Source organism: Rhodococcus sp. PSBB066, assembly GCF_017068255.1.
In the GTDB taxonomy this organism is placed as follows: Bacteria; Actinomycetota; Actinomycetes; order Mycobacteriales; family Mycobacteriaceae; genus Rhodococcus; species Rhodococcus aetherivorans.
Genome location: NZ_CP070859.1, coordinates 2,435,870 through 2,451,460 on the forward strand (window position 1 = coordinate 2,435,870; position 15,591 = coordinate 2,451,460).

A 15,591-nucleotide genomic window follows, 5' to 3' on the forward strand; every position below is an offset into this window, starting at 1 on the left:
GCGTCGCCCCAGACCAATCCAGAAAGTGAACATCATGGCCGCACCCACCTCCCCCGACATCCGGTCGCTGCTTGCCCGCCCCGCTGCGGAGTTCGGCACGCTCGCCGCGACCTACCGGCCCGTCTTCGCACGGATCGCGGAAGGAAACCTCGCACGGGAACGCGCCCGTGAGTTCCCGCACGAACAGGTGCGCTGGCTGATCGACGCGGGATTCTCGCGGCTGCGGATCCCGCGTGAGCTCGGCGGTGACGGGGCATCGCTGCAGCAGGTCTTCCTGCTGCTCGCCGAACTCGCCGAAGCAGACCCCAACGTCTCCCATGTCTTCCGCAACCATCTTGCGTTCGTCGAGGATCGGTTGAATGCGCCGGACCATCCCGCCACCGAGGTCTGGCTCGAGCGATTCCGCCGGGGCGAGTTCGTCGGCGGCGGGTGGACGGAGGCGAGCAACGCGAGCTTCGGCGAGATCGCCACCCGCATCACCACCTCCGACGGCGTCACCCGCATCACCGGCAACAAGTTCTACGCGACCGGCAGTCTCTACGCGGACTGGCTCGACGTCATCGGCCGCGACGACAACGACGAACTCGTCACGGTCCTCGTGCCCCGCACTCAACCCGGCGTCACTCTGGTCGACGACTGGGAGGGCTTCGGCCAGCAGACCACCGCGAGCGGATCGGCCCGCTACCAGGACGCCGAGGTCGACGAGCACGGCATCTTCCCCGCCCAGGACCGCTTCGCCTACCAGGGGCTCTTCTACCAGACGGCGCTGCTGTCGGTGCTCGTCGGTATTGCCCGAGCAGCCTTCCGAGACGGCACTGCGGCGTTGCGGCGCCGCACGCGCAATTACCCTCTCGGCGTGGACCAGGCGCCTCCGCAGGACCCGCTACTGCAGCAGCGCATCGGTTTCCTCGCGACGCGTGTGTTCCAGGCCGACGCGGCCCTGGAAAAGCAGGCCGCCACGCTCGACGCGGTGGCACGGGCCCACGCGCTCGGCGACGACGAGACGGAGAAGGCCGCGCTGGTGCAGGCGACCGTCCGCACGCACGAGGCCCAGTCGGTCGTCGTCGACTCGGCGCTCGAGGTGACGACGACCGTCTTCGATGCGCTGGGTGCCTCTGCGACGGCGGTTCCGCTGGCGCTGGACCGGCACTGGCGCAACGCCCGGACGCTCGCCTCCCACAACCCGCGGGTGTTCAAGGAGCGCGTGCTCGGTGACTTCTACGTCAACGGCACGGTGCCGGCGGGCGGTTCGAACCCGTACGCCCGCCCGCAGGGACAGGGGGTCTAGCTCGATGGGGAACCGACGAGACGGTCATGTGATCCTCGGCGTGAATGTCCTCGTCTACGGGTACATTCCGTCGGCCTGGCGCTCGCCCCTGCTGGGAGCGCGGGACTTCCTCGAGCCGGCGTACTGGGAGCGCATCGGTCGGCTCGCCGAACGCGCCACACTGGACGCCGTGTTCCTGGCCGACGCGCTGGGGCTGGGGGATCCCGCGTACGACGCCAACCCGATCCGGCTCGATCCGACCGTCCTGTGGGCGCACGTCGCGCAGGCCACCGAACGGGTCGGTCTCATCGCCACCGCGTCCACCACGTTCAACGATCCAGTCGAGCTCGCGAGTCGCATTCTCACGCTCGATCACGTGTCCCGGGGCAGAGCCGGCTGGAACCTGGTGACCACCCGGGACGACCGCTCGGCCGCGAACTTCGGACTGTCACGGGTCGTGCCGCGCTCCGAACGGTACGACCGCGGTGCGGAGTTCGCGGAGCTGGTGCAGCGACTGTGGTCCGCTGCGGGAACCGGCGAAACGGTGCGGTACGACGGGAGGTACTTCGGATACGACGGCGATTTCGTCGCCCCCGCCTCGCCGCAGGGCCGGCCGGTGCTCTTCCAGGCCGGCGGCTCGCCCGGCGGCCGTGACATCGCCTCGCGCTTCGCCGACGGCGTGTTCGCGGCGGAGATCACCCAGGAGACGGCACGGGAGCACTATCGGCAGGTCAAGGCCGATGCGGTCAGGCACGGGCGCGCGCCGGGCGGCGTGAAGATTCTGCCCGGTCTGCTGCTGACTCTCGGTTCGACGGAGGAGGAAGCGCGCCGGCGGGTCGACGAGTTGTACGAGACCAGCCCGGGCTGGTACTCCGCGGCGTGGCTGTCGCACGCGATCGGTGTCGACGTCGCCAAGCTCGAGCTGGACGAGAAGTTCCCCGACGACGTCCTGCGGGGACCGGTGGACACCGACCTCTTCCAGGGAAGTATCGGATTCCGGGAGTCCATCCTCGAACAGATCCGGCAGACCCAGCCGACGGTCCGTGAGTACCTGCGCGAAACTCGATACACCGGCTCCGGGCACGGCGGGTTCGTCGGGACTCCGGAGCAGCTCGTCGACCGCATCGAGGAGTGGTATCTCGGCGGTGCGTGTGACGGGTTCAACCTGCAGCCGGACATCCTGACGGACGGGTTGGAGGTCATCGCGGACGAGGTGGTGCCACGGCTTCGGTCGCGCGGTCTGTACCGCACCGAGTACGAGACGGAAACGCTGCGCGGGCACTTCGAGGCGGCGGAACCGGCCCACGGTGCCGCCTTGCACGCGGCGATCTGACACGGCGGGGCGCCTCCGGTGGTCGCTGCGGCTCAACCCAGCCGCAGCGACCACCGGCCCCCGCGTCCGTGCAGCCGGACCTGTGCGAGCGGGCGCACGTCGATCCGCCAGAATCCTGCCGGGGGCGCGCCGAGGGCGTACACCGTCGCGGCGCGGATCACGGCCGGGTGGGTCACCGCGACGATCCGGCCCGGCGCCAGCCCGTCGAGCCACCGCGCCACCCGTTCGGTCAGCTCCGCGATCGACTCGCCGCCGTGCGGCGCCGCGTGCGGGTCGGTGAGCCACTGCTGCAGGCTCTCGGCCGGCACCTCGTCCATCGCCCGCCCCGCCCAGTCGCCGTAGTCCAGGTCCCGCAGCGCCCGATCGACCGCGGCCGTCGTGCCCAGCGCGGCCGCGGTCTCGACGGCCCGTCGCTCCGGCGCCGCGACGACGCGGTCGGCCACCGGCGCGACCGCCCGCTCCAGTTCTCGTCGGCCGCGTTGCGACAGCGGCTCGTCGGCGGGGAACCGGACGGCGCGCTGCGCCTCCGTCGAGGCATGGGCCAGAAGGACGAGGCGAACCACGGCGGTCATCGAATCACAACCGCCGGGTGTGTCGCCTTGACAGGGGCGGGCTCACGGTGCGACTGTTCCTGCGTCACACGTGCCGAGGTGCAGGCAATCCGGTGCAAGTCCGGAGCGGTCGCGCCACTGTGACCGGGCGACCCGCCCGGGAGTCAGAAAACTGTCTCGGCGCATGGATTTTCGACGGGACGCGTTATCCCAGGAGGATGCCATGGCTACTGTCCACACCCCCGAGTCCACGATGGGCTCCGCGGCGCTGGCCGCCGCGATCACCGCCGTCGTGCTGCTCGCCTTCGTCACCCTCTACCTGGTCGGCTTCGATCAGGGCGCGATCTCGCGCACCGGCATGTTCATGCATGAGCTGATGCACGACGGCCGGCACCTGCTCGGCCTGCCGTGCCACTGAGGCCGGGGGCCGGCGTGTCACTGAGGCCGGGGGCCGGCATGCCACTGAGGCCGGGGGCCGGCGTGTCACCGAGGCCGGGGGCCGGCGTCTCGTCGCACCCGGACGCTGCCGTGTCGGCAGGCGTCCCGCTGACCGGCCCCTACACCCGGATCCTGCTGCGCGGCCTGCTGGCCGGCCTGATTGCCGGCCTGCTCGCCGGCGCCGTCGCCTTCGTGGTCGGCGAGCCGCACATCGAGGCCGCGATCGCGCTGGAGGAGGCCGCCGCGACGCACGCGGCCACCGAGGCGCACTCCCACACGCACGAGGCCGCGTCCGCCGGTCACAGCCACGGCGAGGACGCCCTCGTCAGCCGCACCGGGCAGAAGGTGGGCCTGATCCTCGCCACCACCCTCGCCGGTCTGGCGCTCGGCGCGCTGTTCGCGTCGGTGCTGCACTTCGCCCGGCGCCACACCACGCTGTCGGGTCCCGCTCTCGGACTGCTCGGCGCCGGAGCGGGATGGCTCGCGATCGAAGCGGTGCCGTTCCTGAAGTACCCGGCCAACCCGCCGGCGGTGGGGGACCCGGACACCATCGACCAGCGCACCCTCCTGTGGGTCGCGGCGGTCGTGCTCGGCCTCGTCGCGCTCGCGGTGGCGGTGGCCGCCGCGAAGGCGCTCGCCCGTCAGGAGCTGCGTACCGTCCGGCTCGCCGGACCGGTCCTGGCGTTCCTCGTCGTGGTCGGTCTCGGGTATGCGGTGCTGCCGACGATCGACGAGGTCGGCACGGACTTTCCGCCCACGCTGCTGTGGGACTTCCGCGTTGCGTCGGTGATCGTTCAGACCACCCTGTGGTTCGCCCTGGGCGTGGCGTTCGCGTTCCTCACCGAACGCGCCGATCGTCGCGTGCCCGTCCGCGTGGCGTAGCCGTCGTGGGACAGGGCCTGCTCGTCGCCGGAACCACCTCGGACGCCGGGAAATCCGTGGTGACCACCGGGATCTGCCGGGCCCTGGCCCGCCGTGGGTTGTCGGTCGCGCCGTTCAAGGCGCAGAACATGTCCAACAACTCCATGGTGGCCGTCGACCCGGTCACCGGCGACGGCGTGGAAATCGGCCGCGCGCAGTGGATCCAGGCGGTGGCGGCGCGCGCCGTACCCGAGGCCGCGATGAATCCGGTGCTGCTCAAACCCGGCAGCGACCGCCGCAGTCACGTCGTCGTGCTCGGCCGGCCCGCCGGTCACCTCGAGGCCGGCGAGTTCGCCGGCGGCCGAAAGCACCTCGCCGAGGCCGCCTTCGGTGCGCTCGACGACCTGCGGGACCGGTTCGACGTGGTGGTCTGCGAGGGTGCCGGCAGCGCCGCCGAGATCAACCTGCGGGCCCACGACTACGTGAACATGGGCCTGGCCCGGCACGGCGACCTGCCGACCGTGCTCGTCGGCGACATCGATCGCGGCGGGGTGTTCGCCGCCATGTACGGCACGCTCGCCCTGCTGGATGCGTCCGATCAGGCCCTCGTCCGCGGCTTCGTGATCAACAAGTTCCGTGGAGATCTCGGGCTGTTGCGTCCCGGTCTCGAGTCGCTCGAAAAGCTCACGGGCCGACCCGTGCTCGGCGTCCTGCCCTGGCAGCGCGGCCTGTGGCTCGACTCGGAGGACTCGCTCGCCCTGTCGTCGCGCCCGGCCCACGACGGCGCCGGGTCGCTCACCGTCGCGGTGGTGATGCTGCCGCGGATCAGCAACTTCACCGACGTCGACGCGCTGTGCCTCGAACCGGACGTGCGGCTGCGGTTCGTCGACGATCCGCGCGCCCTCGCCGGCGCCGACGTGGTGATCCTGCCCGGCACCCGCGCCACCCTCGCGGACCTCGCGTGGCTGCGCGGCCGCGGCCTCGACACCGCCGTCGCCGACCACGCCCGTCGCGGGGGCGTGGTGCTCGGGATCTGCGGCGGCTTCCAGATGCTCGGCCGGCGGATCTCCGATCCGCACGGCGTCGAGGGCACCCCCGGGGCGTGCGTGGACGGGCTCGGACTGCTGGACGTGCACACCCGTTTCGAACCGGAGAAGGTGCTGCGGCTGCCGGCCGGGTCGGCGCTCGGGGTGCCTGCCTCCGGGTACGAGATCCACCACGGCCGCATCTCCCGCGGCGGCGACGAGGAGTTCCTCGGCGGCGCCCGGGCGGGAACGGTGTTCGGCACCATGTGGCACGGCAGCCTCGAGGGCGACGCCCTGCGCACGGCGTGGCTCCGCGAGGCGGCCGCCCTCACCGGGCGCGACCTCGCCACCGGCACCGTCGGCTTCCACGCCGCCCGCGAGGCGCGCCTCGAGGTGCTCGCGGACATGATCGAGGAGCACCTCGACGTCGACGCCCTGCTCGGGATGCTCGGGGCTCGGCCGGTGCTGCCCACACTGACGGGCGGCCTGGCGTGACCGTCCTCATCCTCGGCGGCACCGGCGAGGCGCGGGCGCTCGCCGCCGGCCTGGACACCGCGGGGGTGGCGTACGTGTCGTCGCTCGCGGGACGGGTGCGCAACCCGCGCCTGCCGGCCGGCGACGTGCGGATCGGCGGTTTCGGCGGCATCGACGGACTGCGGGAGTATCTGCGCGGCAACGGTATCCGCAGGGTGGTCGACGCCACGCACCCGTTCGCCGCGCGGATCAGCGGTAACGCCGCGGCCGCCTGCGCGGCGGCCGGGGTGCCGCTGCTGCGTCTGGCGCGGCCGGGCTGGACCGGCACCGGCGACTGGACGTGGGTCGACGACCACGATGCGGCCGCCGCGGTGGCCGCCCGGGGGGCGAGCGTGTTCCTGAGCACGGGCCGCCAGACCCTCGATCGCTTCCTCGGGCCGCTCGCGCGGCACCGCGTCCTGGTGCGGGTGGTCGAGCCGCTGGACCTCGACGTGCCGGACTCCTGGACGGTGCTGCTGGCCCGCGGCCCCTACACCGTCGACGGCGAGCGTGCGCTGCTCGCCGGCCACGGGGTGGACGTGCTCGTCACCAAGGACTCCGGCGGGGACCTCACGCGCGCCAAGCTCGACGCGGCGGCCGAACTCGGGGTGCGGGTGGTCGTCGTGCGCCGCCCGCCCTCGCCGGCGGGCGTGCCGACGGTGGCGACGGTCGCGGACGCCGTCGCGTGGGCGACGGATTCCTGCGCGAATTAGTCGTCCGTGCACGCAATGTCGTGTGCAGACGACCGGGAACCGCGCGGGTCCGCGATCTCAGACCTGCGGGCCCTCGGTGCGCAGGTCGTCGACCTTGCGCATCGCCTCGCGGAGCTCGGCGAGCCACTGCTCGCTGTGCTGCCCCACGAGCTGGACGCACCAGGCGAGCGCGTCGGAGCGCGAGCGGGCGACGCCGGCGTCGACGAGGGTGTCGAGGACCTTGCGCTCGGGCTGGCGCAACCGGGTCATCACCGGAACGGCCAAGTGGGTGAACAGCACTCGACGCTCGCCGAGCGTGACACCCCACGCGACCTTCCGGCCGTAGCGGGCCTCGGCCTCGTCGGCGATGCGCATGCGGTCCGGCCGGGTGGTCTCCCGGAACCGGGCGATGCGCCCGTCGACGGACGCCGGGCCGGTGTCCTCGGGCGGGGGCAGTTCCCCGACGACCACGATCTCCTCGCGGTCGACCTCGATGTCGGCGGGGCCGGTGAACCAGTCGTCGGGCAGGCGTCCGGCGAACCACTCGGCGGCGTCGCTCGCATCGGGGACGTCGGCCTGTTGCCAGCCGCCCGGGCGTCCGAAGCGGGGTCCGTGCATGTGCGGATGGTGTCGCATGTCGTCCTCCTCGGGACGAAGTGCCAATATCACTGATTACAGTGTTACACCGCTTACGTGATTCGCGCCACAACGGTGCTCGCGGACGCGACGACCGCGGACACCGCGAGCGCGCCCGCGCCGACCCGGGCCGCGAGCCGCACGCCCCGCGCGATGTCCCCGGGTTCCGGGGCCGGGCCGTCGCCGAGGGTGCCGCGGTCCTCCACCACGCCGTGGTAGACGTTCACCCCGCCCAGAGTGACCCCGAGCGCGCCCGCGAACGCCGCCTCGACCGGCCCGGCGTTCGGGCTCGGATGCCGGTGGGCGTCGCGGCGCCAGGCCGTCAGGGCCGCGCCGGGCCGCTCGCCCAGGCCCGCCGCGAGCAGCGCGGACAGCCGCGCCGGCGCCAGGTTGAGCAGGTCGTCGAACCGGGCGGACGCCCAGCCGAACCGCTCGTGCCGCGGCGTGCGGTGGCCGACGCGGGCGTCGAGGGTGTTCGCGGCCCGGTAGCCGAGCAGGCCCGCCGGCCCCGCCACCGCACCCCACAGCAGTGGGGCGACGACGGCGTCGGAGGTGTTCTCCGCGAGGGACTCGAGGGTGGCGCGGGCGACGCCGGCGGCGTCGAGGCGCGACGGGTCGCGCCCGACGAGGTGGGTGACCTGACGGCGCGCGGCGGGCAGATCCGCGCGGCGCAGCTGGCCGTCGATCGTCGTCGCCTCCCGCGCCAGCGACCGGCCGCCGAGCACGGTCCACGTCGCGGCCGCGGTCACCGCCGTGCGCACCAGCGGACGACGCCGGGTGAGCCGGTCCACGCCGTAGCCGAGGCCGGCCGCGCCGCCGACCAGCACCGCGGTGAACAGCGTCCCGGCCGCCCGGTGGTCCGCGTACAGCGCGCGCTCGGTGGTCCGGGCGATCCGGCCGAAGCCGCTCACCGGGTGGCCGCGACGGGGATCGCCGAACGCCTGATCGGCGAGGTAGCCGAGGACGAGGCCGGCGGCGCGCGGGTTCACGTCAGGTCCCGCCATGCCCCGAGCAACGCCTCGGTGGTCTGCGCATCGCGCACCGCGATGCGCACCCAGTCGGCGCCGAGGCCGGGGAAGCTGTCCCCGCGACGCACCGCGAAGCCCTTGCCCCGCAGGCGCTCCCGCGTCCCCACGGGGACGTGCGCCAGCACGAACGGTGCCGCCGACGGGCCGGTCACCTCGATGCCGAGCGCGGTCAGGCCGTCGACGAGGACGGCGCGGTCGGCCGCGACCTGCACGGCGATGCGCTCCGCCTCGAGCGTGGCCGCCGGCGACGCGCACGCGATCATCGCCGCCGCCGCCGGTGTGGACACCGACCACGGTGGCTGGTGCGCGGCGAGCTCGGCGACGATCGACTCGTCGCCGAGCACGTACCCGGCGCGGATACCGGGTATCGCCCACGTCTTGGTGAGCGAGCGGACCACCACGACACCCGGAAGCGACACGCCGGCAAGCGATTCCGGTTCCCCCGGTACCGCATCCATGAACGCCTCGTCCACCATCAGCACCCGGCCGGGCCGCGCCAGGGCCCGCAGCGCGGCACCCGGGTGCAGCACGCCGGTCGGGTTCGTGGGGTTGCCGACGATCACGAGGTCGGCGTCGTCGGGCACCAGCGCCGGGTCGAGGACGAAGCCGTCCTCGCGGCGCAGCAGCACCCGGGTCACCTCGTGCCCGGCGGCGCACAGCGCCGCCTCCGGCTCGGTGAACTGCGGGTGCACCACCGCCGGTCGCGCCCAGCGACGGGCACGGGCGACGAGGGTGAACGCCTCCGCGCCGCCGGCGGTGGGCAGCACCTCGAGCGGGTCGCGGCCGTGCCGGGCGGCCAGGGCGGCGCGCGCCGCGCGCGGGTCCGGATACCGATCCAGCTCGGCCAGCGACCCGGCCAGCGCGGCGTCGAGCCACTCCGGGCGCGGCCGGCGCGAGACGTTGACGGCCAGATCCACCAGTCCCGGCGTGGCCTCCCGGTCGCCGTGGTGCTGCAGGTCCGGTGCGGCGGCCCGGGTCGTGCGCGGCGGCGGGGGGACCGGCGTCGCGGCCCGCACCGCGTCGGCGAACCGCTGCGCCAGCGCCGGATGCCCGGCCCAGTGGGTGTGCAGGTAGGAGGCGTGCACGGTGGCGGACGCGAAGCCGTCGGGCCGTCCGCCCAGCAGCCACGCCGGCTCGTCGGTGGAATCGACCGTGGTGCGGTGGAATTCGTGTCCGGTCACCCGCGTGCCCGCCGGTGCGAGCAGGGTCTCGCGCGGCGCGACGGCCGTGCGGTAGCCGAGGGTCAGGCGCGGCGTCATCCGGGCGGCCGCGTCGATCGCGCCGATCATCGGCGCCCCGTCCACCTCGCGGCACAGGTACAACAGCCCGGCGCACTCGGCGACGGTGGGTGTGCCGGCCATGATTGCGGCCCGGAGATGTTCGCGCAGAGCGGTGTTCGCGGCCAGATCTGCCGCGTGCACCTCGGGGAAGCCGCCGCCGAGATAGATCCCGGCCGTGCCGTCGGGCAGTCGTTCGTCGCGCAGCGGATCGAACACCACGGTGCGGCACCCGGCGGCGCGCAGCATCTCCTCGGTCTCGGCGTAACGGAACGTGAAGGCGCGGCCGCCGGCGATCGCGACGACCGGGCCGTCGTCGGCCGGTGCCCCCGGATCCCACGGGCTCGCAGGAAGATCCGGTGCGGCGCACGCGATCCGCATCACCTCGGCGAGATCGACCCGCGCGGCGATCTGTGCGGCCAGGCGATCGAGCTGGGCGGCGGCCTCGGCCCGCTCCTGCGCCGGCACCAGCCCGAGATGCCGCGACGGCGCCGAGATCCCGTCGTCGCGCTGCAGGACGCCGAGCACCGGGACGCCCGTCGCGGCCAGGGCCTCGACCACCTCGTCGGAATGCCGCACCGAGCCGGCCTTGTTCAGGATCACCCCGGCGATGCGGACGCTGCGGTCGAACGTGGCCATCCCGTGCACCACGGCCGCGACGGAGCGGGAGGCGTGGGAGACGTCCACGACGAGGATCGCCGGGGCACCGAGGACGGCGGCCGTGTGGGCGGTGGAGGCGAACCCGTCGGTGCCGAGCATCCCGTCGTACAGGCCCATCACGCCCTCGACGATCGCGACGTCGGCACCGCGGGCGCCGTGCGCGAGCAGCGGTGCGAGCAGGTCGGTGCCGACGAGATGGGCGTCCAGGTTGCGGCCGGGCCGGCCCGTCGCGAGGGCGTGGTAGCCCGGGTCGATGTAGTCCGGGCCGACCTTGTGTCCCGACACGGTGTGCCCGGCCGCCCGCAGGGCCGCCATGAGGCCCGTCGCGACCGTGGTCTTCCCGTGTCCGGAAGCCGGCGCGGCCACCACCAGCCGGGGCAGCGGTGTCATGCGGTCACCACGCCGTCACCCGCGAGTGTCACCACGCCGTCACCCGCGAGTGTCACCATGCCGTCACCCGCGAGTGTCACCACGCCGTCACCCGCGAGTGTCACCACTCGATGCCCCTCTGGCCCTTCTGGCCCGCATCCATCGGGTGCTTGATCTTCGTCATCTCGGTGACGAGATCCGCGGCCTCGATCAGCGCCGGATGCGCCCGGCGGCCGGTGATCACGACGTGCTGGTGGCCGGGGCGCGTCCGCAGGGTCTGCACCACCTCGTCGGCGTCGATCCATCCCCAGCCGATGGGGTAGGTGAACTCGTCGAGCACGTACAGCCCGTGCTGCTCGGCGGCGAGCCGGCGCTGGATCTCCCGCCACCCGGCGAGCGCCGCGGCGGCATGGTCCTCCTCGGTGCCGTCCTTGCGCGACCACGACCACCCGGAGCCCATCTTGTGCCACTCGATCGGGCCCCCGGTGCCGCGTTCGGTGTGCAGGTCGCCGAGGGTCTCGAAGGCGGTCTGCTCGCCGAGGCGCCACTTGGCGGACTTGACGAATTGGAACACCGCGACGGACCAGCCCTGGTTCCAGCCGCGCAGCGCGAGACCGAACGCGGCGGTCGACTTGCCCTTGCCGTCGCCGGTGTGGACCATCAGCAGCGGCCGGTTGCGGCGCTGGCGGGTGGTGAGGCCGTCGTCCGGCACGGCGGTCGGTTGTCCCTTCGGCATCAGGCGGCCCTTCCTCGCACGACGGTGGTGAGCGCGTCGGCGTGGACCTCACCGACGGGGACGTGTTCGGCGCCGAGCCGCTCGGCGAGCCGGGCCGCGAGGCCCATGCGGAACCGGCCGGTCTCGGAGTCCACGACGACCGCGTCGATCCCGGCGGCGGCGAGCCGGTCGGCGGCAGCGAGGGACCGGGCCACCGCGTCCGGCCCGGCGGTGGCGCGGCCGTCGGTGACGACGACGAGCAGGGCCCGCCGGTCGGGTTCGCGCAGCCGGTGCCGCCGGATCGTCTCGGCCGCCTCGAGCAGTCCCTCGGCGAGCGGGGTGCGCCCGCCCGCCGGCAGCTCCCGCAGCCGCGTCGCGGCCACGTCCACCGAATTGGTCGGCGGCAGCACGAGCGTGGCGCGATCCCCGCGGAAGGTCACCAGGCCCACCGTGTCGCGACGCCGGTAGGCGTCGAGCAGCAGCGACAGGATCGCCGTCTTCACCTGCGTCATCCGCTGCCGCGCCGCCATCGAGCCGGAGGCGTCGACGCACAGCAGCACCAGGTTGGCCTCGCGGCCCTCGACGACCTTCCGCCGCACCTGCCACCCGTGCGTGGTTTCGGTAGTCCCCGCTACCGGAACCACGCACGGGTGGGTGGCGGTGGCGCGGATGGTGGCGGGCAGATGGATCGGGCCGGTGTCGCCGCGACGCTCGCCGACGGTCCGGCCGACCGTGGTGCGGGCGCGGGAGCGGCGGCCCGCGGCACCGCGGCCGGTGCGGTCGGCCGTGAACAGGCGGGTCCGGTAGGGCTCGGCGGGGGCCGCGACGGACGTCGCCGCACCGGAGCCCTGCCCCCGGTCGTCCCGGCCCGGCGTCGCCTCGCCGGCGCCGGGGCCGTCCGGACCGGAATCGTCGGGACCGGAATCGTCGGGGCCGTCCGGATCGGGCTCGGGCGGCTGCTCGCCGAGCAGCTCGTCGAGCAGCGACTCGTCCATGCCGGGCTCGTCGAACGGGTTGCGGCGACGACGGTGCGGCAACGCCAGCCGCGCCGCCACCGCGATGTCCGCCCGCGTCACCTCGTCGCGGCCCACCCACGCCGCATGCGCGACGGCGGTCTTCGCGGTGACCAGGTCGGCGCGCATCCCGTCGACGTCGAACGCCGCGCACACCTCCGCGATCGCGACGAGCGCGTCGTCGTCGAGCCGCACCTGCGGCAGCCGGTCGCGGGCCTGCGCCAACCGCCGCGTCAGCGCCGCCTCGGCGTCGGCCCACCGCGCGACGAACACGTCCGGGTCGGCGTCGAACGCCAGGCGCCGCCGCACGATCTCCGCCCGCACCTGCGGATCGCGGGGCGCGGCCACCTCGACGGTGAGGCCGAAGCGGTCGAGCAGCTGCGGCCGCAGCTCACCCTCCTCCGGGTTCATCGTGCCGACCAGCACGAACCGGGCGGCGTGCGAGACCGACACCCCGTCGCGCTCGACGGAGCAGCGGCCCATCGCGGCGGCGTCGAGCAACAGGTCCACCAGGTGGTCGTGCAGCAGATTGACCTCGTCGACGTAGAGCACCCCGCGGTGCGCCCGGGCGAGCAGGCCGGGCTCGTACTCGGCGGTGCCCGCCGACAGCGCCTTCTGCAGGTGCAGGGAGCCGGTGACGCGGTCCTCGGTGGCACCGACCGGCAGTTCCACCAGCCGCGCCGGACGGGTCTGCGCCGCCGCACCGCCCGGGTGCGGCCCGTCGGGGCACGCCGGGTCGGGGGCGGCGGGATCGCACGCGAAGCGGCAGCCGGTGACCTCGGTGACCTGCGGCAACAGCGCGGCCTGGGCGCGTACGGTGGTCGACTTGGCGGTGCCCTTCTCGCCGCGCACGAGCACCCCGCCGATCGACGGCGAGACCGCGCACAGGGACAGGGCCAGCGCCAGGTCGTCGGAGCCGACGACGGCACTGAACGGATACACGTGCACTCGAACCTCCACAGGCTCCCGCTGGGATGTCTTCTCGGCAGCTGAAATCGAGGCCGGTATTCGGACTTCCCGGTCGAACGCCGTGCGATCGCCTTCCCGGACCGGCCGGTCCAGTGGCTGCGCGTGTTGCGCGTGATCGACGGCTCCCGGGTCACCGCAGCGGGCCTGTGCCGGATTCGCACCGGCTTCCCGATTATCCCCGTGAGGGGCACCTCGATTGTCTTGCCGCCGCCGAGTCTAACCGCACCGGCTAGGGTTCGACGCCATGGGTTCACAGATCACCGTCGTCGGCATGGGCGCCGACGGCTGGGACGGCCTGCCGCCGCCCGCCCGCGACGCGGTGCTCGGCGCGCAGGTCCTGCTGGGCGGGCGCCGTCACCTGGCGCTGCTGCCCGAGACCGGCGCCGTCCGGGAGCCGTGGCCCTCCCCGCTGCGCGACGGGCTCGGCGCGCTGCTCGAGCGCCATCGTGACCGGCGGATCGTCGCGGTCGCCTCGGGCGACCCCCTCGTCTCCGGCATCGGCTCCACGCTGATCGCCCACCTCGGCGCTGCCGCGGTGACGGTGCTGCCCGCGGTGTCGTCGGTGGCCCTGGCCCGCGCGCGGATGGGGTGGAGCGCCGAGTCGGTGGACGTGGTGACGCTGGTGGGCCGCGACGTGCACGCCGTCCGCCGCGCATTCGGGCGGGGCCGGCGGCTGATCGTGCTCTCCTCCGACGGCGGCACGCCCGCGCAGGTCGCGGACCTGCTGCGCCGCGACGGCTTCGGGGCGAGTGTGCTGACGGTGCTCTCCGACCTCGGTGCCCCCGCCGAGGCCCGCCGCAGCGCCACCGCCGACGAGTGGTCCGGCGACGCCCCCGCCCTCAACGTGGTCTGCGTCGAATGCCGGGGCGCGGAGGGCTATTCCACCGCGCCGGGCCTGCCCGACGACGCGTTCGAGCACGACGGGCAGATCTCCAAGCGCCCGATCCGGCTCGCCGCGGTGTGCGCGCTCGCGCCCCGGCCGGGGCAGTTGCTGTGGGACGTCGGCGCCGGCGCCGGTTCGGTGGGGATCGAATGGGCCCGCACCGATCCGCGCTGCCGCACGGTGGCGATCGAACGCGACGAGGCGCGCGCCGCACGGATAGGCCGCAACGCCGCGCGGCTCGGCGTCCCGTCGGTCGCGGTGGTGCGCGGCCCCGCCCCGGCGGCGCTCGACGGCCTCGACACCCCCGACGCCGTCTTCGTCGGCGGCGGCGGATCGATTCCCGGTGTGCTCGAAAAGTGCTGGGAGGAACTGCGTCCGGGAGGGCGGCTGGTCGCGCACGCGGTGACGCTCGAGACCGAGGCGACGCTGGTGCAGTGGTGGAAGACCCACGGCGGGGAGCTGACCCGGCTGACCGTGGAGCAGGCCGCACCCCTCGGCGGGTTCAGCGGCTGGCAGGCGCTGCGCCCGGTGGTGCAGTGGCAGGTGACGAAAGGCGAGAAATGACAGTGCACTTCGTGGGATCCGGGCCGGGTGCGGCCGACCTGCTGACGCTGCGGGCGGCGCGGCTGCTGAGCGAGGCACCGGTGGTGCTCTATGCCGGCACCTACCTCGACGCCGAGGTGCTCGCGCACTGCCGGCCCGACACGGAACTCGTCGACACTCAGCACCTGGACCTCGACGAGATCACCGCGCACCTGGTGGACGCGCACCGGCGCGGCCTCGACGTCGTCCGGTTGTGTTCCGGTGACCCGTCGCTGTATTCGGCCCTGACCGAGCAGGCGCGCCGGCTCGACGCGGCCGGGGTGCCCTGGGACGTGACCCCCGGCGTGCCGGCCTACGCGGCCGCCGCCGCGACCCTCGGCGCGGAGCTGACCGTGCCCGAACTGGTGCAGACCGTGGTCCTCACCCGTACCCGGGCACGATCCACGGCGATGCCCGACACCGAGTCCCTGGCGCACGTCGCGGGACTGCGCGCCAGCCTGGTGCTGCACCTGGCGATCACCCGCATCCGCGCCCTCGCCGAGGAACTGAGCGGCGAGTACGGCGCCGACTGCCCGGCCGCGGTGGTGGCGTTCGCGTCCCGCCCGAACGAGCTGGTGCTGCGCGGCACCCTCGCCGACATCGCAGACCGGGCCGAGGCGGCGGGACTGAAGCACACCGCGGTGATCGTCGTCGGCCGGGCCCTGGGCGTGCGGGCACAGCCGGACGTCGCGTGCTCGCATCTCTACGACCCGGCGCGGGATCGCACGGAATTCACGCGCTGACCCGGAATCCGCGCCCGCCGCGGTGGGCGCGGATTC

At 74.0% G+C, this 15,591-nt stretch carries 14 protein-coding genes and 2 riboswitches; of the genes, 8 read left to right on the forward strand and 6 right to left on the reverse strand.

The genetic code is table 11. The annotated features are described in order from the left end of the window. The first annotated feature begins 25 nt into the window (after positions 1-25). Positions 26-1,288: an acyl-CoA dehydrogenase family protein gene (locus JYA75_RS11235; protein WP_157127571.1), complete on the forward strand. Its 1,263-nt coding sequence runs from the start codon at positions 26-28 to the stop codon at positions 1,286-1,288. A 4-nt stretch (positions 1,289-1,292) separates the two neighbouring features. Beyond that, the gene (locus tag JYA75_RS11240; protein ID WP_203330036.1) at positions 1,293-2,600 is read left to right on the forward strand and encodes an NtaA/DmoA family FMN-dependent monooxygenase; all 1,308 of its coding nucleotides are present in this window, start codon (positions 1,293-1,295) and stop codon (positions 2,598-2,600) included. Between the two features lie 32 nt (positions 2,601-2,632). Here the strand turns inward: JYA75_RS11240 and JYA75_RS11245 are convergent, their stop codons facing one another. Next, on the reverse strand, positions 2,633-3,172 hold the full coding sequence (locus tag JYA75_RS11245) for a histidine phosphatase family protein (protein ID WP_203330037.1): 540 nt from the start codon (positions 3,170-3,172) through the stop codon (positions 2,633-2,635). 86 nt (positions 3,173-3,258) lie between these two features. Then, positions 3,259-3,323, forward strand: a riboswitch (cobalamin riboswitch). Between the two features lie 51 nt (positions 3,324-3,374). Here JYA75_RS11245 and JYA75_RS11250 point away from each other — a divergent pair. From JYA75_RS11250 to JYA75_RS11265, 4 genes are all read left to right on the forward strand, one after another. Next, the gene (locus tag JYA75_RS11250) at positions 3,375-3,569 is read left to right on the forward strand and encodes a CbtB domain-containing protein (protein ID WP_006945393.1); all 195 of its coding nucleotides are present in this window, start codon (positions 3,375-3,377) and stop codon (positions 3,567-3,569) included. 110 nt (positions 3,570-3,679) lie between these two features. Next, positions 3,680-4,471, forward strand: coding sequence for a CbtA family protein (locus tag JYA75_RS11255; protein WP_239010572.1), 792 nt, complete (start codon positions 3,680-3,682; stop codon positions 4,469-4,471). 5 nt (positions 4,472-4,476) lie between these two features. Further along, positions 4,477-5,970, forward strand: a complete 1,494-nt coding sequence (locus JYA75_RS11260) for a cobyric acid synthase (protein WP_203330038.1) — start codon at positions 4,477-4,479, stop codon at positions 5,968-5,970. Beyond that, positions 5,967-6,701: a cobalt-precorrin-6A reductase gene (locus JYA75_RS11265; protein ID WP_203330039.1), complete on the forward strand. Its 735-nt coding sequence runs from the start codon at positions 5,967-5,969 to the stop codon at positions 6,699-6,701. The genes JYA75_RS11260 and JYA75_RS11265 overlap by 4 nt, the downstream gene beginning before the upstream one ends. Positions 6,702-6,758: 57 nt before the next feature. Here the strand turns inward: JYA75_RS11265 and JYA75_RS11270 are convergent, their stop codons facing one another. The 5 genes from JYA75_RS11270 to JYA75_RS11290 all read right to left on the reverse strand — a co-directional run bounded on the left by JYA75_RS11270 (position 6,759) and on the right by JYA75_RS11290 (position 13,326). After that, on the reverse strand, positions 6,759-7,316 hold the full coding sequence (locus JYA75_RS11270) for a hypothetical protein (protein WP_006945398.1): 558 nt from the start codon (positions 7,314-7,316) through the stop codon (positions 6,759-6,761). Between the two features lie 53 nt (positions 7,317-7,369). Then, positions 7,370-8,320, reverse strand: a complete 951-nt coding sequence (locus tag JYA75_RS11275) for a cobalamin biosynthesis protein (protein ID WP_203330040.1) — start codon at positions 8,318-8,320, stop codon at positions 7,370-7,372. Then, on the reverse strand, positions 8,302-10,671 hold the full coding sequence (locus JYA75_RS11280) for a cobyrinate a,c-diamide synthase (RefSeq protein WP_203330041.1): 2,370 nt from the start codon (positions 10,669-10,671) through the stop codon (positions 8,302-8,304). Before JYA75_RS11280 ends, JYA75_RS11275 begins: the two co-directional genes overlap by 19 nt. A gap of 100 nt (positions 10,672-10,771) precedes the next feature. Continuing rightward, positions 10,772-11,386 carry a cob(I)yrinic acid a,c-diamide adenosyltransferase gene (cobO, locus tag JYA75_RS11285; protein WP_006945402.1) on the reverse strand — a complete coding sequence of 205 codons (615 nt, stop codon included), beginning with the start codon at positions 11,384-11,386 and terminating at the stop codon, positions 10,772-10,774. After that, on the reverse strand, positions 11,386-13,326 hold the full coding sequence (locus JYA75_RS11290; protein WP_203330042.1) for a magnesium chelatase subunit D family protein: 1,941 nt from the start codon (positions 13,324-13,326) through the stop codon (positions 11,386-11,388). Before JYA75_RS11290 ends, cobO begins: the two co-directional genes overlap by 1 nt. Positions 13,327-13,359: 33 nt before the next feature. Continuing rightward, positions 13,360-13,557, reverse strand: a riboswitch (cobalamin riboswitch). A gap of 34 nt (positions 13,558-13,591) precedes the next feature. Between JYA75_RS11290 and cbiE the strand changes: the two genes are divergently transcribed. Next, a complete protein-coding gene (gene cbiE, locus JYA75_RS11295; RefSeq protein WP_203330043.1) occupies positions 13,592-14,794 on the forward strand; it encodes a precorrin-6y C5,15-methyltransferase (decarboxylating) subunit CbiE in 1,203 nt (400 codons plus the stop codon). Beyond that, positions 14,791-15,555 (forward strand): SAM-dependent methyltransferase, encoded by a 765-nt coding sequence (locus JYA75_RS11300; protein WP_203330044.1) that lies wholly within the window; start codon positions 14,791-14,793, stop codon positions 15,553-15,555. Before cbiE ends, JYA75_RS11300 begins: the two co-directional genes overlap by 4 nt. The last annotated feature ends 36 nt before the right edge of the window (positions 15,556-15,591 follow it).